Here is a 26,169-nt window from a genome sequence, read left to right as displayed (position 1 = left end):
TAAAATCCTGAAGAGGGTTTTTTGTTGTGCATACGACGTTATTATCTGACTTCCTTGTAAAACTGAAAAAAAACAAAGCCATTCAAATTTGAATGGCTTTTGTCTTATTTATACACTATAAACCATAGATTCTTTTTATCCAAAAAGAAAGCTAATGGCATTAACTAACCACCTCAAACTAATGAGATTATCTTAATGGCGGGATATTACAAAATGTAATAAGATCCAACCGGAGCCAGTTCTGTTTGTGGCTTGTCTTCGTATATTTTATTATCATCGAGCATTTGGCAAAGATCACGCTCAATGGTTCTGCAGATGGTTGTGGTTGGCGTATCCGTAGGTTTGTTTTCGAACGGATCCTGAAGATGAACGGCCATTTTTTCAACCAGTAAGAAGAATGCCGCAATGGCTACCACTAAAGGCACTTCCATATAACCAAAGTATTCAATCAGCCCGAAAGGCAACAATACAATAAACAAATGGATAGACATGTTGATGTACTTGCTGTAGGTAACCGGGAAAACAGTGTTTTTAATCCTTTCCGATCCACCCATGTGGTTGCATAAACCCGTAATGGTTTTATCAATTTCTATCTGTTGGTATTTGTTGATCCAGCCTTCCTGCAGTGCCTTTTTCAAATCCATGGCATGCAGCTCGAGTATGGTGGCGGTTACATTCTTACGTTTTTTAATAAAAGCAATTTCTTCGGCGCTGATGTATTCTTCAAGGCCTTTTCTGGCATTAAAACCCCTTAACGATTGACTTAAGGCGTAACACCAGGCAATTTGCCGTTTAATAAAACGGGCCTTAAATTCTTCAATTTCATCAAGTCCATAAGGATTTTCTACGAAAGACAATATCTGGCGGGAGAGGGTTCTCGAATCGTTAACTATGGCGCCCCAAAGAATCCTCGCCTCCCACCATCTATCGTATGCCTGGTTAGAACGAAATGCCAGTAAAAGGGAAATGATCGTACCCAATAATGCTGGCACCGCCACAGGAATTGATATGCGGGTAACATGAAAATTTTCATATAAAACCACAATACCTATTGAGTAGCCTATCACAAACAGGACTTCTTTTTTGATCTTTCCGAATATATAGGTGAGCGGAATATTATTTCGTAACAGCATGGTATAAAATTTTTATAGGTGTAATAATTAAGCGTTTGCTTCCTGCAATTGCGCTTCCTGTATTTTTGTGTCGATCAGGTTTTCTTTGCTGTGTACCGTTAAGGCATTTAACTGGATCACCTCGCAACCTGCCCGTTCTGTTAAGATTTTAGGATCGATGCTGTATTTGTTGATGGGCGTAAAGGCATAGGCTTTTAAGTAAGCAATGCTGGATACCTCAAATGCTTCTAAGAAATTTTTGAAAGCGGCTACTGTACTTCCGTAAAAATATTCAATGCCAATGGTGTTGATTTGCTTAGGGTATTTTGCCTTCGCTTTATTTAACTCCTGATAAAATTCGTCGCTAACATTTTCGTAATCGCGGCTGCGGCGACTCAGCATTAACATATCAGTAATAGAATCTGACAGTTTAAATGCATGTACAAAAATGATGTTTAAAGTTTCATTTGTCTGGTGCTGAACAAGCGCATCGATGATTTTAATGCTTTCTAATTTAAAATCGGTTGGTATTAATACTGTTTTCATGGCTATATCTTGTTTAAATGAACTGAACTATATTTATACAAGTTTAGCGCGATGTTATTACAGCGAAATAAGAGCGGGATTAGAATGAGATTAGAGTGTACTCCTTTTTAGAATAGTTGGGTAGTTCATTAATTAATTAGTCATTAGTTCATTTGTGCGGAAGTCGAAAGCATAGTTTCGATTGCTTGATTGATGAATTGTTATATTGTTGGGATTGATCTACAATTAACCAGTTTAAACATTTAACCGATTAACCCCATGTATGAATGATCAATTAGCAATAAACTAATCACCAATACCATTACAGTTTACAACTGGCAGTTTGCATTTACCAATGACTAATAAACCAATGACTAATGACCAGTGACTAATAAACCAATCAACCTTTCGTAGGCAATAAAACTTTAATCTCCGTACCAACTCCTTCCTGCGATTTAATGGCAATACTTCCTCTATGCAGGCGTATGATGTTTAAAGACAGGGGTAAACCTACGCCATAGCCTTTAAAATCGTTGGTGTTCGATGCCCGGTAAAAAGGCTCGAAGATATGCTGAATGTCGGTTTGCGGGATTCCGATGCCACGGTCGGTAACGGCGATAGAAAGCATATTAGCGTTACTTTCTATGCTGATGCTCACCAGATTTTCATTCGAATACTTGCAGGCATTGCTTACAATATTGCTGATGGCCAGTTTAATCAGATTTTTATTTACCCTAAGTGAAAGTAATTCTTCATCATCAGGAAGTTTGCTAAAATCGATCTCAATTTTGCTGTTGGGGTGAACCTGGTTTACAGATTCTTTAATCTCCCAGAGCAATTCGTCCATGCGTACTTCTTCCCAGGGTTGGTTTTTACCGTTAAAGCCCGATTGTGCCAGGCCTAATAAACTCGTTAAAATATGTTCCAGTCTTTCGGCTTCATCTTTAATTTTAGATAAGGCCTTTTCCTGTTTTTGCTGATCATCGATGGTTTTTAAGGCCAGTTCCACTTCACCGCTGATAATGGTTAGGGGAGTTCTTAACTCATGCGAGGCATTGCTGATGAAATTGTTCTGCGTTTCGAAAGCGGTTTCCAAACGGTTAAGCATATTGTTAAAGGTTTGGGCCAATTGCGACATTTCATCGTTCCCGCTTTTAACATCCAATCGGAGGTGCAGGTTCTCCGCTTTGATTCTTTTTACACTTTTAATGATATTCCGGAGCGGCATTAACATGTAATTGGAAAATTTCCAGCCTACAACAAATGACAGGATAACGGAAAGGAAAAAACCAATAATCAGGATCCTTTGCAGGTCTTTTAATTCGCGGAAACCAAAAGGATCGTTGGCAGAAACCACTACAATGTATCCTTTGTCGGCGCTTTTGAAGAATTTTCCGGCATAGAAATGATTTTCAATCCTGTAGCGGGCCATATATCCCGCCTTTATCCGGTTGTAAAAGCTGGCGGGCAATTCCCTGTCAATTTTATTAATGGCTTCGCCGGCAAGTACTATGTATTCTTTTTCAGAAGGTAAGCGCTCCAGGTATTGGTTGCGCAATTTTGCATAGGCGTTATTGTTGCCGTCTTCATACAATTTAATCTGTGCGGCAATGTTTACCCTGGCCTCTAAACGTTTATAAAAATCTTCGAAAGCAAACTCGTTAGAAAAATACCATACAAAACCACTTAACAATGAAATAATCACAGCCGATAATATGGCAAAAAGTAAAGTGATTTTTTTGGCGATCTTCATCTATTTTTCCTTCAATATATAACCTAAACCCACTGCAGTGTGAATGAGTTTCTGATCGGCATTTTTATCTATTTTCTTGCGGAGGTAATTCACATACACATCAACCACGTTGGTGCCCAGGTTAAAGTCGATATCCCAAACATTTTCAAGGATATCAATCCGAGATAAAATCTTTGAACGGTTTTTGGCCATATATTCGAGCAGGCGATACTCTGTAGCGGTGAGGACTATTTCCTGCTGGTTCCGTTTTACGGTTTTAGCACTTAAATTGATTTGCAGATCGGCTACTGTAATAATCTGGTCTTGCGAAACCACCCCATGATAACGCCTCAGCAACATTCTGATCCGTGCAAAAAGCTCAGCAAATTTAAAGGGTTTGATCAGGTAGTCATCTGCACCATTATCCAGTCCGTTAACTACATTTTCGGTTGTACCCAGTGCCGTAAGCATAATGATGGGCGTATTGGGTTTGTATTCTTTGATAATTTTACAGAGTTCCAGTCCGTTTATTCCAGGTAGCATGATGTCGAGGATAATCAGATCGAACTGGTTTTCCATAGCCATCTGTTTTCCGATTAAACCATCAGGGGCAATACTCACGGTAAAGCCCTCATCGCTCAGGCCTCTCGAAATTACGGAAACCACACTTGGTTCATCTTCTACAAGTAATAAATTCATTTGCTGGCAAGTAATCTAAAAAATAGCGAATTACAAAATCTTAAATGATTAATAGTTGATTTTTAACGCAAAGCCGACAGAATTGTTTGGTTGTTGAGGAGCTACGTATAAAAAGCCTCTCCAAAAAGGAGAGGCTTTTCATTTAGATTTATCCGCTTCGGTTGAAATGACGATTAGTGTGGAGTTGCGGAATGTTTATACTCGTCTCGCCATCTCGACCGGAGCATGGCGGAGTGGAGAGATCTATCTAAACAGATTTAGCTTCGCTGAACACTGTGTGGTTATCCGCTTCGGTCTAAATGACGATTAGTGTGGAGTTACGGAATGTTTTTACTCGTCTCGTCATCTCGACCGGAGCATGGCGGAGTGGAGAGATCTATCTAACAGATTTAGCTTCGCTGAACACTGTGTGGTTATCCACTGCAGTCGTAATGACGATTAGCGTGGAGTTACGGAATGTTTTTACTCGTCTCGTCATCTCGACCGGAGCATGGCGGAGTGGAGAGATCTATCTAACAGATTTAGCTTCGCTGAACACTATGTGTTTATTCACTGCAGTCGAAATAACGATTGGTGTGGTTAGGGCTTCAAAGGTTCATTAGCCATTGGTTCATTTGTTAGCATGATGCTGAATTAAACACGAAAGAGATCCTTCGACTCCCTCAAACTGACAACACAATATTATTGTGGCTAAAACTCTAAATCCCTTTCTCCGATTTTTCTTTTAAAGACTTTAATCCGTCTTCGAAATCTTTGCCAATCATATTGTCCATAAATAAACAAAACCATTTATTTATTATTCCTTTACTTTCACCACTCATGGTCCAGATTACTTTATTTCCGTTGGTTTCTTTTTCAATATCGAAACGGGTATCTGCAACACTTTCCATAGGTTTGATGAATTTCAATTCCATATCAACCATTTTATTGATTTCAACCTTATTGATTTTCATTTGTCCGTTGCCACTTTTTTTTCCGTTCCATTGGTACAGGTGGCCAGGCTGAGCGATATTTCCTGTAATGGTTACCTTAGCTTGCGGGTCCATTTTAGACCACGCGTTCCATTTATAAAATTCATTATAATCGGCAATGTTTTTATAGATTACACTATCCGGAGCATTAATTGTAATTGTCCGGTTAACAGAGTAGCTTTTTGGCAACAAAAAACTACCTGCAATAATGATTATAGCCAGTACGACAATAATGCCCAATAAGATTTTCAGGAATTTCATAATTGATTTAAGTTTGGTTACTTAAATTTATAAAGAAACCATTGTAAATCAAAGCAGAATTTTCTTAGACGATTTTGATTTTCGGTTGGGGAGAATTGATCTTAAAATGCATCAGATCGGCAATAGACTGGGCTTTTTGTTTAATTAACCCGGCATTTTCGCCTTCAAAAAGCGCATCAACAGTATGGAAGAAGATTGTTTTCCAGGTTTCAAATTGTGCCGTTTGCAGTGATACTTTATCATTTAAAGCAAAATGGACAAGCATCGGGTTGCCTTTGTAAGTGGCCTTGCCAAACAGGATACTTTCCCAAAAATCGTACATCTTTGGTAAGTGGTGTGCCCAATCTACTTTGGCAACATCGGTAAATATGGGGCCTATAGTTTGGTTAAGCGCAACATTTTTGTAGAAGGTATCTACTAAATGGACAATGTCGGTCCTGTTATTGATGTCCTTTTTCATAACCGGTTATTTATAAAGCCTTAAAAGCATTTTGTCGTAATTGATTACTGCTTTATACTGCATTAAAATATCGCCCCCAATAATGCCCATAATAGGCGGATGACCAAATTGCTGATAGGTGTCGCTTACCGATTGGAGATCGAAAGCAACTGTTTCATATGCTCTAATTTTTAAAGAACCGATTTTTACTTCAGGTATGGTAGCCTGGATGGTGGTTGTAGTGGTAAAAAGGGTAGCTGCATTAATCTCGTCTGATACCTGGAGCGTTTCAGACAGGTGTTTTTCAATTAAAGATTTATCAAACACGCTCCGCGATGCACCGGTATCGAGCACAACCAGATGCTTTTCTTTAAAAACAACAACTTCCAGCAAAAGGTGGAAGCCGTCGTCCTGTAAATTTATTAGTTTAAGCGGGATTGAAATTGATCTCATTATTAATATAGTGTCAATGCTGAGCAGCAGAGCATTTCTGTTGTGTTTGTATTTATCAGCCCTTCTACTATGCTCAGGGCGACCAAATGTTTAATTATAAAAAAACAGCCACGGAAGCACTGAATACACGGAGTATCAATCTATTCCGTGCTTTTGTGTTTCCGTGGCAAAAAATAAGCTGTAAATAAGTATTAAACCAGTTTCATTTCTGCCAGTACACTGTTCATGTTTCTCACTGCATCGGCGCTTTTGTTAAATGCTGCCTGCTCCTCATCGGTTAATTTAAAATCGATGATTTTTTCCCAGCCGCTGCGGCCAATAATTACGGGCACACCCAAACAGATATCTTCTTGTCCGTATTCGCCCTCGAGCGAAACGCAGCAGGTAAACAGTTTTTTCTCGTCGCGTAAAATGGCTTCAACCAATGCTGCCCCGGCTGCGCCAGGTGCATACCAGGCCGAAGTGCCGATCAATCCGGTTAAGGTAGCACCACCAACCATGGTATCAGCAGCAACTTTATCAAGTGTATCTTTATCCAGTAAATTGCTTACCGGTAAACTTTGGTAAGTAGCTAAACGGGTTAGCGGAATCATAGTCGTATCGCCATGACCGCCAATTACAAAACCCTGCAAATCGTTCGGGTTGCAGTTTAAAGCCTGCGATAAATAAAATTTGAAACGTGAACTGTCTAATGTACCGCCCATACCAATGATGCGGTGTTTAGGTAAACCCAACGATTTTAAAGCCAGGTAGGTCATCGTATCCATCGGGTTACTGATTACGATAAAGATCGCCTCCGGAGAGAATTTTAAAATATTTTCGGCAACGCCTTTAACAATGCCTGCGTTAATGCCAATCAGTTCTTCGCGGGTCATTCCCGGTTTACGCGGCAGGCCCGAAGTAATTACCACCACATCAGAGCCGGCAGTTTTGCTGTAATCGCCTGTTACCCCCGTAATTTTGGTATCAAAACCTAAAAGCGTGGCGGTTTGCATCATATCGATTGCTTTACCTTCGGCAAAACCTTCTTTAATATCTAATAAAACAAGCTCGTTCGCTAATTCTTTGCGGGCAATATTATCTGCACAAGTGGCACCAACTGCGCCTGCGCCAACAACCGTTACTTTCATATATTATATTTTTTAATGGTTTGCGTTTCGTTAAATATCCATCGAAGGTAGAAATAAATATAAGGTTTAAAAATGCTTTTCAAAACTTTATCTGGTTCTGAATATAGCTTTTCTGACTATTGATGCTGCAGGAAGTGCAATCGATACTGGCGGGGTCGCAATTGATAGTGGAAGTGACGCAATTGATACTGACGGAGTCGCAATTGATAGTGGAAGGGACGCAATTGATACTGACGGAGTCGCAATCGATAGTGGAAGGGGATCATTGAATGCTGATCAGTTGATAGTGTAACTCAACATTTGCAAGGTATATAAAACTTTATTTCTGATCCGTTGGTTATTGAATTAAAACCTATTATCATGGAAAACAAACCCATTTCAAATATCAATTATAAAGCCTTTGAGGGTAAATGGTATTCTTTATACTCCATCCCGACCTTAATGGATAAACACTGGAAACAGACTACTGAGACTTATACCCTGGCCGATGATGATCATTTCGATGTGTACACCACCTATCATAAAGAAGGGAAACCGGAAGAAAAATCGATCACTTCCAAACTGTTTTTTGAGGAAGAAAAAGCGGACGGAGACATGAAAGCCCAGTTTTTATGGCCTTTTAAAATCGGTTACTGGATTATCGAACTGGCCGACGATTACAGTTATGTAGTGGTAGGGCACCCCGATGAAAAATACCTCTTTATTATGGCCCGCGAGCCTAAAATGGAAGCCGATTTATTGGTGCATATTATAGAAAGGTGCAGGCAGAAAGGCTATGACGTGAGTGAGCTGGTAAGTCAGGAGCATTTTTAACCTTTCCTTACCTGTTTCTTTAAACTTCGCAGGTTTTTTAAACCTGCAAGGTTTTTTTCTGCACTCGATGGTTCGTGTCTTCACGAACCATTTCTGAGAGACACTGACCTTGTTCAATAAACCCGATAGGAGCGGACATCCCGATTTTTTCTATCGGGATAAAGCGGATAGCAGGACTAAAAGACCCATGAAATATGACCATTCATTTCCAAAACACAGCAAATAGATTGAATGGTAGCCTTAGGCCCTTAGCATTGAGTAAATTAAATGCTCAACGCCAAAGCACCCCGCACCGCAATAGGCCTTTCTTTAAATTGGATATCAAAACTAATTTATATAAGTTTGCTAAAATTTATTAAACAATAATGGAAAGAAGAACCTTTAAAACCTTTGGTTTACTTGCAACAGCAACTTTAATAACTGCTTTCTCTGCATGCCAGAACAAAGACACTAAAACTACTGAAACTAAAAAAACAGAGACTACTGCAGCGGTTTCTCCAACTGAGAAAATTGTGTATGTAAACTCTGATTCGTTACTTACGAAATATGAATACTTTAAAGATCTTAAAGTAAAATTTGAAGGAAAGACCAAAAATGCGCAGGCAGATATGCAGGCTAAAGGTCAGGCTTTTCAGAGAGAAGTTGCTCAGTACCAACAATCTGCTTCTACCTTATCTGCCGATCAACGTAAAAGTACCGAAGAACGTTTAGCGCGTAAACAACAGGAATTACAAACTTATCAGCAAAATGCAGGTGGTGCTTTACAAAATGAGCAGGCTACTGAAAATGAGAAATTGTATGATAAAGTTGCTCAATATTTAAAAGGTTATGCTAAAGAAAAAGGTTATAAAATGGTTTTAACTTACTCAAAAGGTAATAGTTCTATTTTATTTGCTGACGAAAGTTTAGATGTAACATCTGAAGTAATTAAAGGCTTAAACGCAGAATACAGCAAAAAATAAGCGAAAAGATATTTAAATGAGGATGCCCCGCAAAAATCGGGGCATTTTTTTTGTGCTGTTATTTTTAGATTTTAGCGGCTTGGGAATTATTAAAAAATAAAATGGAGAATCAACATCAAAAATATATGCAGATGGCAATCGATCTGTCTGTACAAAATGTAAGCGAAAGCATAGGAGGGCCGTTTGGAGCAGTGGTGGTAAAAGATGGTAAATTAATTGCTAAATCGGCCAATAAAGTTACCTCAACCAACGATCCTACAGCACATGCAGAGGTTTCGGCCATCAGGCTGGCTTGTACCGAATTGAATACTTTTGATTTAAGTGGCTGCGTAATTTATACCAGTTGCGAACCCTGCCCTATGTGTCTGGGTGCCATTTATTGGGCAAGAATAGACACCATTTATTATGCAAATACCAAAGCAGATGCAGAAAATATTGGTTTTAGCGACAAATTTATTTACGAAGAACTGGATAAACCGATGGAAAAAAGAACGCTTCCGGTTATTCAAATGATGCGCGATGAAGCTTTACCGGCATTTAAATTATGGGAAACTTCTGCCATGCGGATAGATTATTAAGAAAGCTACATCCTAATATAGATATGTCATCCTGAGCCTGTCGAAGGATAAACGCAATTAGTGTAAAGGCGTTTCGACAGGCTCAACGTGACAGCTCTTATGATATAGCTTCTTTAAAAATTTTTCTATTTACCCGATTCTTTAGCAGCCAGTAATCCGATCATGGCGTCTATTTCCTTAACCACACCATCATCCGAGCCAGAGAAACCAACGGCTTTGAACCTGATGTTTCCATGGCCATCAATAACGAACTTAGTTGGAATTCCATCTACTTTATAGGCGCTTACTACATCAAATTTTGAGGGATCTTTTGCATTTTTGGTATCGTAAAGCACGTTAAAATTATATTTCTTTTCAGCAATAAAATCGGTAACCAATTTTTCCCTGTTATCTTCAGTTTGCCAGGTATTTACAAAAAGAAATACCACGTTGGAGTTACCTGAATATTTTGCCAGTGCTTTTTGCATCCCCGGGAAAGAGGCTACACATGGTCCGCACCAGGTTGCCCAATAATCTAACACCACTATTTTTCCTTTTAAACCGGCTAAACTAACTTTTTCGCCTTTTAAATTTGTTAATGAGAAAGCAGGCGCCGGGATATTGATCATTTTTTTAGTCCACTCTGCTCTTTCTTTTTCTAATGCCGTTTTTTCTAAATTGGCAATATAAGTTTCGTATGTTCCTTCTTTCTTTAAAGTGATATAAAGTCTTTTAAAATCAGCTTTTAAGGAATCTGTTGCCTTACCATCTTTGATTAATTTTTCAGCTTCAGTATAAGCTTTGTCATTCTGACCATCTTTAACCAGATAAGTGATGTAACGGGTTGATACATCTGGTGGTACAGCAGTATATAATGTTAAAGCTTTTTCCTGTACAGCAAGGGCATCTTTAAAATTACCCCCACGATAAAGCAATAATGCATAAGTATCGGCATACATGCCATAAGACTGATCCAAAGATTTCAGATAGGCATCTTTTGAAGCAAAATAAACAGGTACTTCCCCATTTTTAGCTTCTTCTATCAGGCTTAGTGATTGTTTTGAAAATTTTGTAGCTACCTCTACATTTTCATTCTTCTCAGCCGATGGCCAGGCAAAAGAATTATATAAGTTAGCCTTGGTTTGTTTATTAGTCACTTTTCCCGAATAAAGCTCAAATTTTTCAGTATTTTTTGCCTGTATGCTTGCGTTTGCTAAAATGCCATAAATTGAATTCAACTTCTCTGCATCGGCTTTTTTGCCTGCATCGAATTTAAATCTGGCAATCATATCTGTCGCTTTTTTCTCTTGTGCTGCAAAATCTTTTGTACCGTAAAGTGCATTCATTTCTTCTCCCCAGGCGTAATTTCCCGCAGGATATTTTTTGAGGATTATTGCTTTAACCGAATCAGCCTGTGCTTTTTTCTTTAACAACGAATAAAGACCGGTCATACTGCTTAAATCTTCTTCCTTCGGCTCTTTTATTTTCGATAAACTGGCAATATTCTCATTAATCAGCTTTGTACCATTGTCCTTATTAGCTTTGTACTCCTGCGAAAGATACTGGTTTAGGTTTTTCTTTTTCAGTTCCGGATTTAAAGCAAATGCCTGGTTATATAAGGAAACAGCTTTATCAGGGTCCAGGGTAAGTCCGAGGTAATAATTCCCTGCCAGTCCATATAGAAAGGCTTCGTTTAAATAAGCTTCTGCCGGTACCTTCCCTGCTTTGGTAAATTCTAAAATGTAACCGGCAGGTGCCTCATCTTTCTGATCGCCAACCGAAAAAGCAAGTCCGACTATGGTAACGCTATCCGGAGTGGAAATTTCTCCTTTGTAAACGTCACCTTCCTTAACTAACTCAATTTTGGAATTTTTGGGATTAGATTTCGAAAAAAAGGTATAACTGGTACATTTAACATCGGCCAGGTTTTCAAGATTGGTCCCTTTTGGCTCATAAGTAAATTTAACGGTGCTTCCTGCTGCAGGTTTATCGGCAGAAAATTTCACACCCTGTGCATTAGCCGCTCCGCCAGCCAGTGCCATTAAGCATAACAATTTTAAGGTTTTCATACTGAAAGGATTAAGTTTTAATTAGGTAAACTAAATATATAGTTTATTATTCTTTTTTCATAGTTAATTTGTGTTAAATTTTAAGGAATAATTATTGCAGGGTAATGAACATGACCTACGAAGAAAAAATAAACAGTGAACTGGATTTCTGGAAGTTTAAAACTTTACAGAAACCTTCTCTTTTTAATAAAGTGACTGATAAAGTTCAGAAGAAAATAAACAGTTATATCCCCGACAAGGTTCATAATGCCATTACAACCGCCATTAAACAAATGGTAAAGGCAGTTCTTTTTGGATCCACATTTACCACATCGAAACCCGTTACCGATTTAACTTTAATGCACCGCGAAACATTGGTGAAGCAAAAAATAGATAATTACAAAAAAACGGGTGCTGCAGAAGGTGGAATTACCGGTGCTGGCGGCTTTTTAATGAGCCTTGCCGACTTTCCATTGTTATTGGGTATAAAAATGAAAATGCTTTTTGATATTGCCGCGGTTTACGGATATGATGTGAAAGATTACCGCGAACGTTTATATATTCTGCACATTTTTCAACTGGCCTTTTCGAGTAAGGAGGAGAGCCAGAATGTGTTTTTGAAAATGCAAAACTGGGATGATACAGCACATCAGCTCCCCACCAACATTGATGAATTTGACTGGCTTACCTTTCAGCAACAATACCGCGATTATATCGACTTAGCGAAACTTGCACAAATGCTACCTTTTATTGGTGCAGCTGTGGGAGCCGTTGCCAATTATAAACTGATTGAAAAACTGGGTAAAACTGCGATGATGAGCTATAGAATGAGGTATTTTAGTCTTCAGTCCATAGTCCTAAGTCATGAGTCGACTGACGACTTAAGACTCAAGACTTTGGACTAACAACTACTCTTCTTCAAACATTCCTCCAATCAAATCGTCTGTTTCGCGACGGTCTTTTTTGGTTGGCCGGCCTGTGCCCCTATCGCGTTTTAAGCTTGGTGCGTGGAACATCGATTTAAAGGCATGGGTGTCTTCAACAGGTGTTAAATCCTTATATTTGGTTAATGCAGTTGGCGAATCGGTTCTGTTGTACGAAAGTTCTACCACCTCGATAATTTTTTTCTCTATCCCTTTCGATACCTGATAAACCTCTCCAACTTTTACAATGGCTGAAGGTTTAATATTCTGGCCTTTCAGTTTTACCCTTCCGGCTTTACAGGCATCAGTAGCCAGGCTTCGGGTTTTAAATAACCTGATCGCCCATAAATATTTATCTATCCTAAGTTTTTCTGTTTCTGTCATAAAGGATCAAAAATACGCAATTAGGGTTAATTGTAGAAACTGGTTAATCGACACATTTGGTTAATTGTTTAAACTGGTTAATCGGTTAATTGTATGGAGCATATTCCAGCAGTTAATCAATTTAAACACTTAACCAGTTAACCATTCTATCGATTTAAACGCTTAACCAGTTAACCTAACTGCAAAACAATTTAAACAATTAGCCCTTTAATAAACAAAAATTGATTTATTTTGCGTAAAATTTAAAAACATCATGTATTCAGATTTAAAGAAATTAATTGAAGCCGCCTGGGAAGACAGAACCCTTTTACAATATAGCAACTATTGCGAAGCCATCGAAACCGTAATTCAGGGTTTAGATAAAGGCGAAATTCGCGTTGCTGAACCAGTTTTAAACTCCTGGGGCATTAATGAATGGGTAAAAAAGGCAGTAATTTTATATTTCCCGATTCGTGAGATGAAAGAAATTAAAAGCGGTCCTTTTGTTTACCACGATAAAATGGAATTAAAAACTGACTATAAAGCAACTGGTGTACGCGTTGTGCCTATGGCAAGCGCACGTTACGGTTCGTTTTTAGCAAAAGGTGTAATCATGATGCCATCTTACGTAAACATCGGCGCTTATGTTGATGAAGGTACCATGGTTGATACCTGGGCTACTGTAGGCTCATGCGCACAGATCGGTAAACGCGTTCACTTAAGTGGTGGTGTGGGTATTGGTGGTGTTTTAGAACCTGTACAGGCTGCTCCGGTAATTATTGAAGATGATGCTTTCTTAGGCTCAAGAGCCATCGTGGTAGAAGGTGTTAAAGTAGAAAGAGAAGCCGTACTTGGCGCCAATGTGGTATTAACGGCATCGACCAAAATTATCGATGTAACCGGCCCAACCCCTGTTGAATATAAAGGTATTGTACCTGCACGTTCGGTAGTAATTCCTGGTAGCTATACTAAAAAATTCCCTGCCGGCGAATTTCAGGTACCATGTGCTTTAATTATCGGAAAACGTAAAGAAAGTACAGATAAGAAAACTTCGCTTAACGATGCGTTGAGGGAAAATAATGTAGCCGTATAAAATTTGTTGAAAGGTTGGAATGTTCAAACGTTGCAACATTCCAACCTGCAACTTTACAACAATGAAAATTGGATACGATGGCAAGCGCGCCGCCAATAACTTAACCGGATTAGGCAATTACAGCCGGTCGTTAATTGAGCATCTGGCAGATCTGTTTCCTGAAAACAAGTACCTGGTATATGCTCCAAAAGTAAAATCTGCCAAACAGATCGATGCTTTTTTTGAAAAAGAAAATATCGAACTTAAGCTCCCCAAAAACGGACCTTTTTTATGGAGAACTTTAAATATCCTGAAAGATTTAAATTCTGATGGCTGCCAGATTTTTCATGGCCTGAGTCACGAAATACCTTTAGCCATACAGCATACCAGAATTAAATCAATCGTTACCATCCACGATTTAATTTTCCTGCGTTTCCCGCAATACTATAAATTTATCGACCGCAAGTTATACGAGTGGAAAAGCAAATCAGCCTGTAAACGTGCCAATAAAATCATTGCCATCAGCGAAAAAACAAAGGAAGATATTATCGATTTATACGGCATTGCTCCTGAAAAAATCGAAGTAATTTACCAAAGTTGTGATGATAGTTTTAAAACGCCTTTCGCTATAGAAAACCTAAGCCGCATCAGGGCCACCTATAAACTACCTGAAAAATACATCCTGAATGTTGGCACCATCGAAGAGCGTAAAAACATTAAGTTGGCTGTTCAGGCTTTAAAAGAAGTTAGTGAGGAATATAAACTCGTGGTAATTGGCAAACAAACGGCTTATTTTAAAACGGTAGAGAAAGAAATCGAAAAACTTGATCTTAAAAACAGGATCTTATTTCTAAAAAACATTCCATTTGCCGATCTGCCGGGCATTTACCAAATGGCGACTGTTTTTGTATATCCTTCATTTTATGAAGGTTTCGGCATTCCCATTATTGAGGCATTATATTCAAGTATTCCGGTAGTTGCAGCTACAGGCTCGTGCCTGGAAGAAGCCGGTGGACCAAACAGTTTATACGTTTCGCCTACAGATGCCAATGGATTGGCAAAAGCCATTAACCAGATTCTGGAAAGTCCGCAGTTGCAAAAACAGATGAAAGAAAAAGGACTTGAATTTGTTCAAAAATTTAACAGCGCAGTTGTTACGCAGCAATTGATGGATTGTTATACAGCCCTCCTCTAAGGTATTTATCTTTTAACTTCCGAAATCTTTTTTTGTTTGAAAAGCAGGGTCAGTGCTATTATTAAACATTAGTCCTGCCAATGCTGCAAGTCCTCATCCGATAAAGGATCGGATTGCGGGCTTTCCGCGAATGTCAGGTTTAAATCCGAAGGGATTATGCAAAAGAAAAAGGGCCGGAATTTATTTAAAAATTCAACAGCCCTTTCTGTTATCTTAACCTTAAAACTTATTTAGCAGCAGTTACATTTGGTGGATATTGTGCTAATATTTCTTTTACGCCTGTATATAAACGTTGTTCTCTTTTATTAAAGTTATCGAGGTTAAAACCTGATCCCTGTCCGTGCCAGAATAAAATCTTTTTAGCAGGATCCAGGAAATCGATAATGATTGTACCGTCAATATATTGGTTTACGTAGGTTCCGCCGCCCCAGCCACCTCGCCAGCCGCCCCAGCCCCAACCCCAGCCACCATAGTAAGCAGGACCATAAACGTCAGTTTTTTCTCTGGCAACTACCACTAAATTCACCAATAAATCAGGCTTTGCCGATTTGGTAAATCCTTTGGCGTTCATTTCTGCTTCTACAGCAGCTAATAGCCTGCGTTTGTCAAGGTTATTCAGTTTAACCCTGGCAATACCTTTGTCGTAAAAATTATAAGTTTTGTATCCGCTTAAATCAACATTTTTATCGTAATCTGATGCGGTGCGGAGTGTTGTACATCCTGCTAATGCCAATACCACTGTAAAAAGCATTAATAATTTTTGTGCTGTTCTCATTTTGTGCGCTGTTGTATAAATAACCTGACATAAATATAACGATTTTGGGAACCAACCGGCAAATCATTTAACATTTTTTACAATCAGATTGTTATCTGTAGAACGATTTCTATTTGATTATGTTTTGACGTTATATCACTCAGACTAAATATTTTACAATTGGATTAAATCTAGAAATCAATAAATTGGCGGATATTCCGATAAGATCTGTTTTACAGCCAAATTTATTCGCTCTTCCCTGTTTTCATAATCATCCAAATTAAACCCTGAACCTACCCCATGCCACATAATTGCTTTGGTTTCAGGATTTAAAAAATCAATGATAATAGTACCTGTCTGATATTGTTTGCTGGTGTTGAGCGAACCAAATTGCGAATCTCTCCATTGGTAAGAAGATGAAGTTGCATCCCACTGATAACCACCTCCGCTATAACCCCAATCGGCCCTGGCTTTAATGCTGCTCAAAACCGCTACATTGATTAAAAAGTCCGGATGATCTGTTTTGCTAAAGCCTCTTTTCAGCATGGCACCTTCTACAGCATTCAACATCCGCGGTTTGTCGAGGTTGTTTAGTTCCAGCCGTTCAATTCCCTTTTCGAAATAGGCAAAGGATTTTAACTTAGAAAAATCGATTTTTCTGTCGTAATCTGATGCAGTAAGCACGGAAATACAACCGGTAAATGCCATTACAATAGTAAACAGCATACCCCATTTAATTGTGTGTTTCATTTTATATTTATTTAATAACCTGTTACTAAAATACCAGATTATTAGTTTAAAACATATGTGTTGAGATAAATAAATGATAAAGAATATGTTACGAATTCATTTATCAATGTTTATGAGTGTCAGACAGAAATATCCGACACCGCAGGAAATACACATTAACATTATTTAACTTCCTCTTAATAAATTAACTTTGTAAAATGCTAAGAGACGAGATTAACAAAGCTTTTGAAGTATTAAAATCGGGCGGGGTAATCCTCTACCCTACCGACACCATTTGGGGAATAGGCTGCGATGCCACCAATCCTGAAGCCGTGGATAAGGTGCTTAAAATAAAAAACCGTCCAGCCGAAAAAAGCTTAATTGTATTATTAGATGTGGATAGCAAACTGCAAAGTTATGTGGCCGAAATACCTGATGTGGCTTATGATCTGATCGAATATGCCGAAAACCCGCTGACGATTATTTTTTCGGATGCAAAAAACCTTGCTCAAAATGTAATTAACGCCGATGGCAGTGTAGGCATCAGAATTGTTAAACACGATTTTTGTACTCCTTTAATTCAGCGTTTCCGGAAACCCATCGTATCAACCTCTGCCAATTTGAGCGGACAACCTTCGCCAAAATTCTTTGATGATATTGATTCCGAAATTATTAATGCAGTTGATTATGTGGTAGATTTTGAGCAAGAAAACCGGACCAGCAGAAAACCATCAACCATTATGAAACTTTCTCCGGGCGGGCAGTTTGAATTTATCCGCAGATAAACCCCAACCTCTTTTGGGGCCTGGAATTGTTGATAGTCTTTACCGACCAAATGTTTTGCTTAATTTTGAACAAATGAATTACCCTTATATATGCAGTCTGATTTAAACGAAGGGAACCCCAAGTCTCCTTCAGGGGATTTAGGAGTTCACCTACAAAATCCTATATTTAAAACCTTATCAACAATTGCAGATAAGAACAATACCGAAGCTTATGTAATCGGTGGCTTTGTTCGCGATTTATTTTTAAACCGCCCATCAAAAGATATTGATGTGGTAGTAGTAGGCAGCGGAATTGAATATGCGGAAGCTGTGGGCCGGAAATTAAATACCAAAGTAGCTGTATTTAAAAACTTTGGCACCGCAAATATCAAATACCAGGATTTAGAGGTTGAATTTGTAGGGGCCAGAAAAGAATCTTACCGATCGGATTCGCGTAAACCCATTGTTGAAGATGGTACTTTAGCAGACGACCAGCTCCGCAGGGATTTTACCATTAATGCACTGGCCATTAACTTAAATGCCCATCATTTTGGTGAGCTTTTAGATCCTTTTGATGGCATTAAAGATTTAGAAAATAAACTGATACGCACGCCGCTCGATCCGGAAATTACTTTTTCTGATGATCCCTTGCGCATGATGCGGGCCATCCGTTTTGCTTCACAACTTAATTTCGATATCGATCCGGCTGCGCTTAATGCCATTAAAACACAGAAACAACGCATTAGTATTGTTTCGAAAGAGCGCATTACCGATGAGATGAATAAAATCATCTTATCTAAAAAACCATCGGTGGGTTTTAAATACCTTTTTGATACGGGTTTATTACACCTTATTTTCCCTCAAATGGCACAGCTTTATGGTGTGGAAATTATTAAAGGAAAAGGCCATAAAGATAATTTCTACCATACATTAGAAGTTTTGGACAACATTTGTGCAGATACTGATGATTTATGGTTGCGCTGGGCGGCTATTCTGCACGATATTGCCAAACCGGCAACCAAACGTTTTGAAGAAGGCCACGGCTGGACATTTCACGGGCATGAAGATCGCGGTGCACGTATGGTGCCGAAGATCTTTGCTCAATTAAAACTTCCTTTAAATGAAAAAATGAAGTACGTGCAAAAACTGGTACAGCTGCATTTAAGACCAATTGTGCTGGCTCAGGAAATTGTTACCGATTCTGCGGTGAGGCGGTTACTTTTTGATGCAGGTGAAGAAATTGAAAGCCTGATGTTGCTATGCAACGCCGATGTTACCACTAAAAACGAATATAAAAAAACCAAATACAGAAACAACTTTGAGCTGGTAAAACAAAAGCTGAAAGATGTGGAAGAACGCGATAAAATCAGAAACTGGCAACCCCCTATCTCTGGTAACGATATTATGGAGACTTTCGGACTTGAAGCGGGCAAAGAAGTAGGTATTATTAAAAATGCTATCCGCGAAGCTATACTAGAGGGCGAAATCATAAATGATTATCAGGAAGCATTCAATTTTATGCTCGATCAGGCAAAACAAATGGGATTAAATCCTGTTAATAAATAATTTAATCGCCCAAACTACAGAAACAGGATGCCTTTTATGGCATTTGATGTTTGTGGTAATTATAAATTAACTTTATTTTTACGGTTCCAAAATACAATAATGGCTATTTATAAATTTAGAATTACTTTCGAAGATTTTGATGATGTTGTGAGAGAGATCGACATTAAATCAAACCAAACATTTGAAGACCTGCACAAGGCTATTCACCGATCTACAGGTTATAATGCCGAAAAATCTTCGTCTTTTTACGTAAGCACCGATAACTGGTTAAAAGGTGATGAGATTGCTTATTTACCAAGCGAACGTAAGAAAGACCGTGTAGTTTTAATGGAAAACTCTAAATTAAGTGGCTTTATTGAAGATCCGCATCAAAAATTCTATTACATTTATAATTTCGACCGTCCTTATGATTTCCATGTAGAACTGGTAAAAATCATTCTGGATGCCGATCCCAATATCGAATATCCGTTTTTAGCTAAAAGCAGTGGCGAAGCTCCGAAAATTATGGAGCAAAATAGTCCAACGGCTGTTGATCCACGAGGTGCTGCAGCAACTGCAAGCGAATTTGATTTCTTAAATGAAATGAATTTTGTTCCCGAAGATACAGATGAACTGGAAGCCATGGGCGAAATGGGCATCAATGAGGAAGAACGGGATGAAGACGAAGAAAGTGAAGAAGATGAGTTTGGAGATGAATTTTCGGATAATGATAACTTTGAAGATGATAGCCACAAAGACGACTATTAATCAGAAATAATATTTTAATTTTCAAAAAGCTGTCAAATCAAAATTGACAGCTTTTATTTTATACGAATACCGCTATGCTCCATAAAAAAACCTTAATTTCTATTGTTGGCCCCACCGCAATAGGCAAAACGGCTTTGGCTATTCAGATTGCCCGGCACTTTGCCACAGAGATTATCTCTGCAGACTCGCGACAGTTTTTTAAGGAAATGGCCATAGGTACGGCAAAGCCTGATGCTGATGAATTAGCAGCAGCAAAACATCATTTTATTGATTCACACTCAGTATCGCAATTGTTTAGTACTGGCGATTTTGAGGTGGAAGGCTTAAAAATCCTCGACGAGATCTTTCAAAAGCATGATGTAGCCATTATGGTTGGAGGATCGGGCCTGTATGTAAATGCCCTGCTAAATGGTTTGGATGAAATGCCCGATATTGATTTATCCATCAGGGAAAAATTAAACAGACAATTTGAAGAAGAAGGTTTAGCTGTTATACAGAATCAGCTGGCTGAATCAGATCCTGAATATTTTGCAAAAGTAGACCAGCAAAATCCACAAAGAATGATCAGAGGCCTGGAAGTTTTCTTATCAACTGGGCAAAAACTTTCATCCATGTTATCGGCTACCAAAAAGGAACGTCCATTTAACATTATCAAAATCGGACTAAATACGGATAGAACTGTTTTATACAACAGGATTAATCAAAGAGTTGATCAAATGATTGCAGACGGATTATTGGAAGAAGTTAAATCGTTAACACCATTTAAACAGTATAATGCATTAAATACGGTAGGCTATAGCGAAATTTTCGATTATTTTGATGGGAAATTATCCTTAGAGGAAGCCATAGCTGCCATTAAACAAAATACCCGCCGTTTTGCAAAACGCCAGCTTACGTGGTTTAGAAGAGATGCGGAGATTAACTGGTTTGAGCCTGATGAAAAAGATCAGATTATTGGCCTTATAAATGAAAAATTAAAATAAAAAAAGAGGTTTCAACTGTTAGTTAAAACCTCTTTATATAAAAATAAGATATTAGAATTAATTAGGGAACTTCACGCCTCTATATTGCGTAATATCAACTGTTGGAATGGTAGAACCATATTTTGCATTAATTGCATCGATAAATACGTTCGTAATTACTGCATTTCCACGTGGAGTTAAATGGATACCATCTAAAGAAAATGCACCACCTGTAATAAATGCTGCGTTGATGCCAACACCCTGAAGATTGATTCCTGTTTTAACCTGATTAAAATAAGTGTAGGTATCAGCAATGGCTAAACCTTTACTTGTAGCCAAAGATTTAATGCTGCTGTTGTAGCTGTTCACATAATCTTTTACTTTTATTACTTCATCCTTATCCAATACCCAGTTATTTGCAATCGGGTTTAATGGATGTAAACCATAAGGAATAGCACCTGTGCCAAACAAACCAGCCGATTGGAAAGGTAAACGGATTAAATCATCGTCTGTTGCTGCCCTCACGGCACCTGTTCCGGTTTGGATGAAAACAGCCTGCGCAGCTGGATTAGCGGCTCTGGCAGCAGCAAGTAGGAGCGATACTTTAACGGTATTAAAATATGGTACAGCTGTTACATCAGGAATAGTTGCTACGATACCTTTCTGACCACCCGCTGTTAAAGCATTTAACAAATTAGAATATAATGATGAAAATGTTACTTTATCTGTTAATACAGTAGTAGGATCACCAGTTATGGTAACAGCACCATTGGTTGCATAACCCAATACATCATTATTCCCTAACCAAAGCGAGAAAAAAGTATGGTTTCTCTTTTGTATAAACTGAAAATAGTTGGTTTTGCCTACTTCAGCATCTGTTAGTAAACGCTCAAAATATGGGTTGGCTGCACTAAAAGTAAGCGTTGGGTCGAAAGATAAATCGACGCGCATACCTGGAATACCTAGATTTTGGATTTCGCCGCTGTATTTATCTAAATGTTTGGCTGCATCTCTATACGCCAGTTTATCAGTTACTTGTGTTAATGTTGGGGTACCGTTAACCAGTGCGGTTAATGCAATATAACCTGAACCATTTGAATGATCATCAGTAAAAAACGGAGAGGTAAATGCCCCGCCACCTACTGAAGCCATTTTTGCAGCGAGTAAATTTGGATAAGCTACTTTTTGTCCCTCTAAGTATAAACCTCCATCAGCAAAGCCCGAAGTTAAAGAGTTACCTACAGCGATGTATTTGCTAAAATTAGCTTGTCCGGCAGTTGTACCTGCTGGTGTTTCTATTTCTGGTTTGCAGGCCGCTGTAAAAAGGATGGCAGCAGCTACGAAACTATTTAATATATATTTCTTCATTGTAATTTCTCCTACCATTTATAAGTTAACGAAATACCTGGTGCATAAACCAAAGTTTTAAAAGTACCATCCAAGCCAGTTTCGATATTTTTCTGCTTACGCGATTTTACATCCTCAAAGAAGAATGAAGCGTTAACCTCGAAATGGCTTGTTGGTGTATAACCTAAACCAGCACTTAGAATATAACGATCAGCATCTGGTGCTTCTGGTGTTACATAACCATCCTGAACCGGAGAAAAAGCATAACCCACACCTGCTCTTAGTGCCAATTTCTCTGATGCCTGGTGATTAATACCCAATTTAAACGATGAACCATCACGATAGTTACGCGCCGATCTTGTATCAGCCAAAGCTGATGTATTTGTTGCATAATCGAATGCCAGTTCTTTATAAATATGCCATTGAACCCAACTTGCATCAAATGCTAAAACGGTACTTTTCGATAATGGAATACCTACACCTAAGCTGGTTGTTGCTGGTAAAGGTAATTCAGCATTAAAGGTATTACCCGGAGGGAAAGATCCTTCTAAAGATTTTGGAACATCAAATTCTGCTGTACCACCATCTAACTTAGTAATTACTTTTGATTTATGTACAATGGCAAAAGAGATGTTGCTTAATGTTTTAATGTATAAACCTGCATTCCAGCCATAACCTGTTCCGGTACCATCTAAGGTAACATGACCAGAACGGCCGTCAGGATAGTTTACAGGAAGTGCTCTCTGAAGATTTACATCGCCATGGTTATAAACAAAACCTGCTCCAATACCAATACGATCGGTAATTTTAATACTTAAAGTTGGCTGAAAATAAATGGCTTTTAAATTTAATGAGGTAAGTGCATATTTACCCGACCAGTTGTCGCCCCAATCTACCAAACCACCAAATGGCGTATAAACACCCAGGCCCAGCTTCCACTTATTTGATTTTGGTCCCCAAACGGCATAAAACTCGAATGGTGGAGCAATTTTGTTTTTTACATCTTCTGTAATATTCGAACCGCTTTGTTTAAAAGCTGATTTAAATAATAATGGGTTTACACCTGCGGAAACTGAGTTTTTCTCTAAGAAAGTTACTGCACCGGGATTGTAAAATACAGAAGCCTCATCTAAAGCCAGTGCAGAACCTGCACCTGCCATACCAATTTGTTTCTGACCTTGTAAATTAACCTGGAAACCCTGCCCCAAAACCCAAAGTGGGGCAGAAAGTAATACGCTCAATAAAATTTTTTTCATTTATAAATGGTTATATCACAAATATATACTATGCTAACATAGTAAGCAAATATTTGTTTGTAAGAATTTTATGCGTTTAGGCCTGGGCCGTTGGTCCGCCAAAACCCATTGGGAAAGGTGGTTCTTCTTGTGCCTTAATCCGCCCGTTTACATTTTCAAATTTCTGAATATTGTCTTCTAAAGCTGATAATAAGCGCTTTGCATGTTCCGGTGTTAAAATAATCCTCGATTTTACCTTAGCTTTCGGTATTCCGGGCATTACACGGATAAAATCCAATACAAATTCGGTATTAGAATGGGTAATAATGGCCAGGTTAGAAAAAATTCCTTCTGCAATTTCTTCCGATAATTCTATGTTTAGCTGATTTTCGTTTTGTTGTTCTTCCATAATAGTTCAAAAATAAAAAATTCCGCTGCTTAATGGCGGAATTAAAAATATAAAGTGCTAAATAATATTAAACCTGAACAATAACATTTTCTTATTTCTCCAAAAAATCCAGTTCAGCAATAGCCAAAGTCTTTTTATTGCCTGCAATTGTAACGGCCTTTAATTGTACATACTTTGCAGCAATTACATTTTTAAAGTAATGTGTTCTTGGTGTAGGATCGTTAATCAAATTACCAAACCCAAAGGTTTCAACATCTTTCCAGTTTTTACCATCATTACTGGTTTGCAAGATGCCCTTTTCTAACATTCCATCGGCAAAATTGGCAGGCGGTGTATAAATAAAGCCTGTTAAATTGTGGGTACTGCCTAAATCAATAGCAATTTGATGCTGTCCATCCTCATTTGATAACCAATAAGTCTCTTTTTTAGCATCCACAGCCATCGCAGCGGTATGATTTGCCTTTTCACCGTCGCTGGATAATAAATTCCAGTCTTTTTTTACTATTCCAAATGTTTCAGTTGCCAAAGGTCCTTTTTCTTTATTGGTGATGGCAATTGCTTTTATTTCGCCTTTTGTAATCTGTACCGGAGCCGAATATTTATTTGAACTTGCGTTAGGTACACTTCCATCGGTGGTATAATAAATTTCGATGCCCTTATTCAGGTTGGCCGTGGCATTTTCTCCGTGAGGTTTCCAACCAAATTCGTGTGTTTTTGGCGAAATGATAGTTAAACCGTTTATATCCCTTGCAAATTGCAATTGCGGCGGACGCGTGCGATAATAATGTGCAGATATGGTTGCCATTGCAGGATTCGCCCTCGATGATAAAATGGTTAACCGAAGCTTCGATGTGGTAATTTCAGGAAAACGTAAAATGCGTTTATAGCCAATATTTGTTGCTTCAGCAATTTTCTGCCATTTGTGATTAACCCATGCTTCAACCTGGTGCTGCTCTACCCTTTCGCTATAGGCTGCAATTGCTTCCTGTAAAACAATCCGGTTTATTGTTATGGGCTTAACGGTGCTTATTTCTATACTTTTTTGTTTATCACTTAACAATTGAAAGGTATTGATGTCCTGATCCAATATTGCTTTTGGTCCGCTTGCACCACTCAACAAGTTGTTACCATAAGTTTCGCTGATTCGTTTACCCACTTCTTTCAGTACGCTAACATCTTCATCAGAAAATTTCCCCTTTCGGTTTGGCGGAATATTGAGTAAAAATGTAGAGTTCCCTCCTACCGAGCGTTCGAAAATATCAAATACATCATCGGCACTGCGTACTTTTTGTTTTTCATCATCACGGTAAAACCAGCCTTCTCTTATTGATGTATTGGTTTCGGCCTGCTGGTAATGCAAAAATTTAGCTTTGTAAAGTTTATCATTGCTACCTAAATCTTTATCAGTCAAATCCGGAAAATGTGCTGCAGTATCAGGATTTTCGCTATAAGGCAGTACATTCCATTCTGTTTCGCGTGTTCCCCCGGCTTCGTTTCCACACCAGCGGATATCTTCTTTGCCAAAAATTACAGCTTTTGGCGCCAGGGTATGAATCAGTTTTTTCCAGGCCTGGTAATTGTATTTCTGGCCACCTTTGGTTTTAGGATGTGCACCATCAAACCAAACTTCATCAACAGGACCATATTCGGTTAATACTTCAAATAACTGGTTTAAAAAATATTCGTTATAATCGTCAACATCAAACTTAAATTTGGTCTGGTTTGCAAACGGGCGGCCTGCTACTTCGCGTGGAATGGTTCTGGTAGTTACTTTACTCAAATTGCCATACAAGCCTTCAGGATTTTCAATCTGGTATAAATCTGCGGGAGATAAATAAATACCTAGTTTAAGACCATATTTTTTACAGGATGCGGATAGATTTTTCAGGATATCGCCTTTGCCATTTTCAAAGTTTGAAGACATGATTCCATGTTTGGTGTACCTGCTCTGCCAAAGTACAAAACCATCGTGGTGTTTTACGGTAATAATGACCATTTTCATGCCTGCCGATTTCATAGCCTGGCACCATTGATCGGTATGGAGTTCCTTTAAATCAAAAATTTTTGGGTCTTCTTTTCCATTGCCCCATTCCATCCTGGTAAAAGTATTAGGACCAATATGAATAAATGCAATAAATTCATTTTTTAAAGCACTTAACTGATTGGGCGTTGGTACTACATGGCTTGCTTTGGCAATAATAGTAGCTTTACTGTCGCCAGGCTCAATGGCTATGGTGTTTTGTGATTTTAAATCATTGTTCTGCGCCACTGCATTGGCAATAAATGAAGTTATTAATACCGATGTAAAAATTAATTTTCTCATTAAATTGTTTTGTACCTAAAATTACGTTCTGATTCACGTCCACCAATAAAGCATTTTAGCTGTTTATTAAGGTAAATT

26 protein-coding genes are annotated in these 26,169 nt (G+C 38.4%); 10 read left to right on the top strand and 16 right to left on the bottom strand.

From position 1 onward, the window contains the following. Window positions 1-206: 206 nt before the first annotated feature. The 8 genes from ACTJKC_RS06305 to mdh all read right to left on the bottom strand — a co-directional run bounded on the left by ACTJKC_RS06305 (window position 207) and on the right by mdh (window position 7,322). A complete protein-coding gene (locus ACTJKC_RS06305; RefSeq protein ID WP_344849333.1) occupies window positions 207-1,133 on the bottom strand; it encodes a bestrophin family protein in 927 nt (308 codons plus the stop codon). 27 nt (window positions 1,134-1,160) lie between these two features. After that, window positions 1,161-1,658, bottom strand: a complete 498-nt coding sequence (locus ACTJKC_RS06300) for a hypothetical protein (RefSeq protein WP_440790734.1) — start codon at window positions 1,656-1,658, stop codon at window positions 1,161-1,163. A 379-nt stretch (window positions 1,659-2,037) separates the two neighbouring features. Further along, the gene (locus ACTJKC_RS06295) at window positions 2,038-3,390 is read right to left on the bottom strand and encodes an ATP-binding protein (RefSeq protein ID WP_440790733.1); all 1,353 of its coding nucleotides are present in this window, start codon (window positions 3,388-3,390) and stop codon (window positions 2,038-2,040) included. Then, the gene (locus ACTJKC_RS06290) at window positions 3,391-4,068 is read right to left on the bottom strand and encodes a response regulator transcription factor (protein ID WP_344849338.1); all 678 of its coding nucleotides are present in this window, start codon (window positions 4,066-4,068) and stop codon (window positions 3,391-3,393) included. It lies immediately after the preceding gene. Between the two features lie 698 nt (window positions 4,069-4,766). Then, window positions 4,767-5,300, bottom strand: coding sequence for an SRPBCC family protein (locus tag ACTJKC_RS06285; RefSeq protein ID WP_344849340.1), 534 nt, complete (start codon window positions 5,298-5,300; stop codon window positions 4,767-4,769). Window positions 5,301-5,364: 64 nt separating this feature from the next. Then, window positions 5,365-5,760 (bottom strand): group III truncated hemoglobin, encoded by a 396-nt coding sequence (locus tag ACTJKC_RS06280; protein ID WP_440790732.1) that lies wholly within the window; start codon window positions 5,758-5,760, stop codon window positions 5,365-5,367. A gap of 6 nt (window positions 5,761-5,766) precedes the next feature. Next, window positions 5,767-6,192, bottom strand: a complete 426-nt coding sequence (locus ACTJKC_RS06275; RefSeq protein ID WP_440790731.1) for an aspartyl protease family protein — start codon at window positions 6,190-6,192, stop codon at window positions 5,767-5,769. 191 nt (window positions 6,193-6,383) lie between these two features. Then, window positions 6,384-7,322, bottom strand: coding sequence for a malate dehydrogenase (mdh, locus tag ACTJKC_RS06270; protein ID WP_440790730.1), 939 nt, complete (start codon window positions 7,320-7,322; stop codon window positions 6,384-6,386). A gap of 360 nt (window positions 7,323-7,682) precedes the next feature. Between mdh and ACTJKC_RS06265 the strand changes: the two genes are divergently transcribed. The 3 genes from ACTJKC_RS06265 (at window position 7,683) to ACTJKC_RS06255 (ending at window position 9,675) form a co-directional block, all read left to right on the top strand. Next, the gene (locus ACTJKC_RS06265; RefSeq protein ID WP_440790729.1) at window positions 7,683-8,135 is read left to right on the top strand and encodes a lipocalin family protein; all 453 of its coding nucleotides are present in this window, start codon (window positions 7,683-7,685) and stop codon (window positions 8,133-8,135) included. A gap of 365 nt (window positions 8,136-8,500) precedes the next feature. Continuing rightward, the gene (locus tag ACTJKC_RS06260) at window positions 8,501-9,097 is read left to right on the top strand and encodes an OmpH family outer membrane protein (protein WP_344849330.1); all 597 of its coding nucleotides are present in this window, start codon (window positions 8,501-8,503) and stop codon (window positions 9,095-9,097) included. Between the two features lie 101 nt (window positions 9,098-9,198). Then, window positions 9,199-9,675: a nucleoside deaminase gene (locus ACTJKC_RS06255; RefSeq protein ID WP_440790728.1), complete on the top strand. Its 477-nt coding sequence runs from the start codon at window positions 9,199-9,201 to the stop codon at window positions 9,673-9,675. A gap of 125 nt (window positions 9,676-9,800) precedes the next feature. On the opposite strand, the gene ACTJKC_RS06250 is transcribed toward ACTJKC_RS06255, so the two are convergent. After that, on the bottom strand, window positions 9,801-11,723 hold the full coding sequence (locus ACTJKC_RS06250) for a redoxin domain-containing protein (RefSeq protein WP_440790727.1): 1,923 nt from the start codon (window positions 11,721-11,723) through the stop codon (window positions 9,801-9,803). A 110-nt stretch (window positions 11,724-11,833) separates the two neighbouring features. On the opposite strand from ACTJKC_RS06250, the gene ACTJKC_RS06245 reads away from it, so the two are divergent. Beyond that, entirely contained in the window at window positions 11,834-12,607 is a 774-nt protein-coding gene (locus ACTJKC_RS06245; RefSeq protein ID WP_440790726.1) for an EcsC family protein, read from the top strand. 3 nt (window positions 12,608-12,610) lie between these two features. On the opposite strand, the gene ACTJKC_RS06240 is transcribed toward ACTJKC_RS06245, so the two are convergent. Continuing rightward, entirely contained in the window at window positions 12,611-13,009 is a 399-nt protein-coding gene (locus ACTJKC_RS06240; RefSeq protein WP_316824998.1) for an RNA-binding S4 domain-containing protein, read from the bottom strand. 253 nt (window positions 13,010-13,262) lie between these two features. Here ACTJKC_RS06240 and ACTJKC_RS06235 point away from each other — a divergent pair, with 253 nt between their 5' ends. Together ACTJKC_RS06235 and ACTJKC_RS06230 are read left to right on the top strand one after the other, a co-directional pair. Then, the gene (locus ACTJKC_RS06235; RefSeq protein WP_344849322.1) at window positions 13,263-14,081 is read left to right on the top strand and encodes a 2,3,4,5-tetrahydropyridine-2,6-dicarboxylate N-succinyltransferase; all 819 of its coding nucleotides are present in this window, start codon (window positions 13,263-13,265) and stop codon (window positions 14,079-14,081) included. Between the two features lie 61 nt (window positions 14,082-14,142). Further along, entirely contained in the window at window positions 14,143-15,255 is a 1,113-nt protein-coding gene (locus ACTJKC_RS06230; RefSeq protein WP_440790725.1) for a glycosyltransferase family 4 protein, read from the top strand. 226 nt (window positions 15,256-15,481) lie between these two features. Here the strand turns inward: ACTJKC_RS06230 and ACTJKC_RS06225 are convergent, their stop codons facing one another. Together ACTJKC_RS06225 and ACTJKC_RS06220 are read right to left on the bottom strand one after the other, a co-directional pair. Continuing rightward, on the bottom strand, window positions 15,482-16,030 hold the full coding sequence (locus ACTJKC_RS06225; protein WP_344849319.1) for a DUF4136 domain-containing protein: 549 nt from the start codon (window positions 16,028-16,030) through the stop codon (window positions 15,482-15,484). A gap of 177 nt (window positions 16,031-16,207) precedes the next feature. Continuing rightward, the gene (locus ACTJKC_RS06220; protein ID WP_440790724.1) at window positions 16,208-16,759 is read right to left on the bottom strand and encodes a DUF4136 domain-containing protein; all 552 of its coding nucleotides are present in this window, start codon (window positions 16,757-16,759) and stop codon (window positions 16,208-16,210) included. Between the two features lie 197 nt (window positions 16,760-16,956). On the opposite strand from ACTJKC_RS06220, the gene ACTJKC_RS06215 reads away from it, so the two are divergent. The 4 genes from ACTJKC_RS06215 to miaA all read left to right on the top strand — a co-directional run bounded on the left by ACTJKC_RS06215 (window position 16,957) and on the right by miaA (window position 20,798). Next, window positions 16,957-17,523, top strand: a complete 567-nt coding sequence (locus tag ACTJKC_RS06215; RefSeq protein ID WP_440790723.1) for an L-threonylcarbamoyladenylate synthase — start codon at window positions 16,957-16,959, stop codon at window positions 17,521-17,523. A 90-nt stretch (window positions 17,524-17,613) separates the two neighbouring features. After that, window positions 17,614-19,068: a CCA tRNA nucleotidyltransferase gene (locus ACTJKC_RS06210; RefSeq protein WP_440790722.1), complete on the top strand. Its 1,455-nt coding sequence runs from the start codon at window positions 17,614-17,616 to the stop codon at window positions 19,066-19,068. Between the two features lie 99 nt (window positions 19,069-19,167). After that, the gene (locus ACTJKC_RS06205; protein WP_344849312.1) at window positions 19,168-19,815 is read left to right on the top strand and encodes an IS1096 element passenger TnpR family protein; all 648 of its coding nucleotides are present in this window, start codon (window positions 19,168-19,170) and stop codon (window positions 19,813-19,815) included. A gap of 74 nt (window positions 19,816-19,889) precedes the next feature. Beyond that, a complete protein-coding gene (gene miaA, locus ACTJKC_RS06200; protein ID WP_440790721.1) occupies window positions 19,890-20,798 on the top strand; it encodes a tRNA (adenosine(37)-N6)-dimethylallyltransferase MiaA in 909 nt (302 codons plus the stop codon). Window positions 20,799-20,855: 57 nt separating this feature from the next. Here miaA and ACTJKC_RS06195 read toward each other — a convergent pair whose 3' ends face one another. From ACTJKC_RS06195 to ACTJKC_RS06180, 4 genes are all read right to left on the bottom strand, one after another. Beyond that, complete coding sequence (locus ACTJKC_RS06195; protein WP_440790720.1) at window positions 20,856-22,145, bottom strand: G-D-S-L family lipolytic protein; 1,290 nt, start codon at window positions 22,143-22,145, stop codon at window positions 20,856-20,858. Between the two features lie 11 nt (window positions 22,146-22,156). Next, on the bottom strand, window positions 22,157-23,380 hold the full coding sequence (locus ACTJKC_RS06190; RefSeq protein WP_440790719.1) for an OmpP1/FadL family transporter: 1,224 nt from the start codon (window positions 23,378-23,380) through the stop codon (window positions 22,157-22,159). A gap of 76 nt (window positions 23,381-23,456) precedes the next feature. After that, a complete protein-coding gene (locus ACTJKC_RS06185) occupies window positions 23,457-23,768 on the bottom strand; it encodes a DUF3467 domain-containing protein (RefSeq protein WP_344849304.1) in 312 nt (103 codons plus the stop codon). 91 nt (window positions 23,769-23,859) lie between these two features. Continuing rightward, window positions 23,860-26,091, bottom strand: a complete 2,232-nt coding sequence (locus ACTJKC_RS06180) for an alpha-L-fucosidase (protein WP_440790718.1) — start codon at window positions 26,089-26,091, stop codon at window positions 23,860-23,862. Between the last annotated feature and the right edge of the window lie 78 nt (window positions 26,092-26,169).

Source organism: Pedobacter sp. 22226, assembly GCF_052045455.1.
In the GTDB taxonomy this organism is placed as follows: Bacteria; Bacteroidota; Bacteroidia; order Sphingobacteriales; family Sphingobacteriaceae; genus Pedobacter; species Pedobacter jeongneungensis.
Note: the sequence above shows the minus strand (reverse complement) of the source record. Positions and strands in the feature narration are given on the sequence as shown.

What these genes read in the sequence shown, in the direction of transcription:
- ACTJKC_RS06295 (WP_440790733.1), bottom strand. Translation starts at nt 3,390, where the DNA reads ATGAAGATCGCCAAAAAAATCACTTTACTTTTTGCCATATTATCGGCT.
- ACTJKC_RS06180 (WP_440790718.1), bottom strand. Translation starts at nt 26,091, where the DNA reads ATGAGAAAATTAATTTTTACATCGGTATTAATAACTTCATTTATTGCC.
- ACTJKC_RS06285 (WP_344849340.1), bottom strand. Translation starts at nt 5,300, where the DNA reads ATGAAATTCCTGAAAATCTTATTGGGCATTATTGTCGTACTGGCTATA.
- ACTJKC_RS06245 (WP_440790726.1), top strand. Translation starts at nt 11,834, where the DNA reads ATGACCTACGAAGAAAAAATAAACAGTGAACTGGATTTCTGGAAGTTT.
- ACTJKC_RS06290 (WP_344849338.1), bottom strand. Translation starts at nt 4,068, where the DNA reads ATGAATTTATTACTTGTAGAAGATGAACCAAGTGTGGTTTCCGTAATT.
- ACTJKC_RS06275 (WP_440790731.1), bottom strand. Translation starts at nt 6,192, where the DNA reads ATGAGATCAATTTCAATCCCGCTTAAACTAATAAATTTACAGGACGAC.
- mdh (WP_440790730.1), bottom strand. Translation starts at nt 7,322, where the DNA reads ATGAAAGTAACGGTTGTTGGCGCAGGCGCAGTTGGTGCCACTTGTGCA.
- ACTJKC_RS06205 (WP_344849312.1), top strand. Translation starts at nt 19,168, where the DNA reads ATGGCTATTTATAAATTTAGAATTACTTTCGAAGATTTTGATGATGTT.
- ACTJKC_RS06230 (WP_440790725.1), top strand. Translation starts at nt 14,143, where the DNA reads ATGAAAATTGGATACGATGGCAAGCGCGCCGCCAATAACTTAACCGGA.
- ACTJKC_RS06265 (WP_440790729.1), top strand. Translation starts at nt 7,683, where the DNA reads ATGGAAAACAAACCCATTTCAAATATCAATTATAAAGCCTTTGAGGGT.
- ACTJKC_RS06260 (WP_344849330.1), top strand. Translation starts at nt 8,501, where the DNA reads ATGGAAAGAAGAACCTTTAAAACCTTTGGTTTACTTGCAACAGCAACT.
- ACTJKC_RS06235 (WP_344849322.1), top strand. Translation starts at nt 13,263, where the DNA reads ATGTATTCAGATTTAAAGAAATTAATTGAAGCCGCCTGGGAAGACAGA.
- ACTJKC_RS06210 (WP_440790722.1), top strand. Translation starts at nt 17,614, where the DNA reads ATGCAGTCTGATTTAAACGAAGGGAACCCCAAGTCTCCTTCAGGGGAT.
- ACTJKC_RS06185 (WP_344849304.1), bottom strand. Translation starts at nt 23,768, where the DNA reads ATGGAAGAACAACAAAACGAAAATCAGCTAAACATAGAATTATCGGAA.
- ACTJKC_RS06250 (WP_440790727.1), bottom strand. Translation starts at nt 11,723, where the DNA reads ATGAAAACCTTAAAATTGTTATGCTTAATGGCACTGGCTGGCGGAGCG.
- ACTJKC_RS06300 (WP_440790734.1), bottom strand. Translation starts at nt 1,658, where the DNA reads ATGAAAACAGTATTAATACCAACCGATTTTAAATTAGAAAGCATTAAA.
- ACTJKC_RS06305 (WP_344849333.1), bottom strand. Translation starts at nt 1,133, where the DNA reads ATGCTGTTACGAAATAATATTCCGCTCACCTATATATTCGGAAAGATC.
- ACTJKC_RS06215 (WP_440790723.1), top strand. Translation starts at nt 16,957, where the DNA reads ATGCTAAGAGACGAGATTAACAAAGCTTTTGAAGTATTAAAATCGGGC.
- ACTJKC_RS06190 (WP_440790719.1), bottom strand. Translation starts at nt 23,380, where the DNA reads ATGAAAAAAATTTTATTGAGCGTATTACTTTCTGCCCCACTTTGGGTT.
- ACTJKC_RS06240 (WP_316824998.1), bottom strand. Translation starts at nt 13,009, where the DNA reads ATGACAGAAACAGAAAAACTTAGGATAGATAAATATTTATGGGCGATC.
- ACTJKC_RS06195 (WP_440790720.1), bottom strand. Translation starts at nt 22,145, where the DNA reads ATGAAGAAATATATATTAAATAGTTTCGTAGCTGCTGCCATCCTTTTT.
- ACTJKC_RS06220 (WP_440790724.1), bottom strand. Translation starts at nt 16,759, where the DNA reads ATGAAACACACAATTAAATGGGGTATGCTGTTTACTATTGTAATGGCA.
- ACTJKC_RS06225 (WP_344849319.1), bottom strand. Translation starts at nt 16,030, where the DNA reads ATGAGAACAGCACAAAAATTATTAATGCTTTTTACAGTGGTATTGGCA.
- ACTJKC_RS06280 (WP_440790732.1), bottom strand. Translation starts at nt 5,760, where the DNA reads ATGAAAAAGGACATCAATAACAGGACCGACATTGTCCATTTAGTAGAT.
- miaA (WP_440790721.1), top strand. Translation starts at nt 19,890, where the DNA reads ATGCTCCATAAAAAAACCTTAATTTCTATTGTTGGCCCCACCGCAATA.
- ACTJKC_RS06255 (WP_440790728.1), top strand. Translation starts at nt 9,199, where the DNA reads ATGGAGAATCAACATCAAAAATATATGCAGATGGCAATCGATCTGTCT.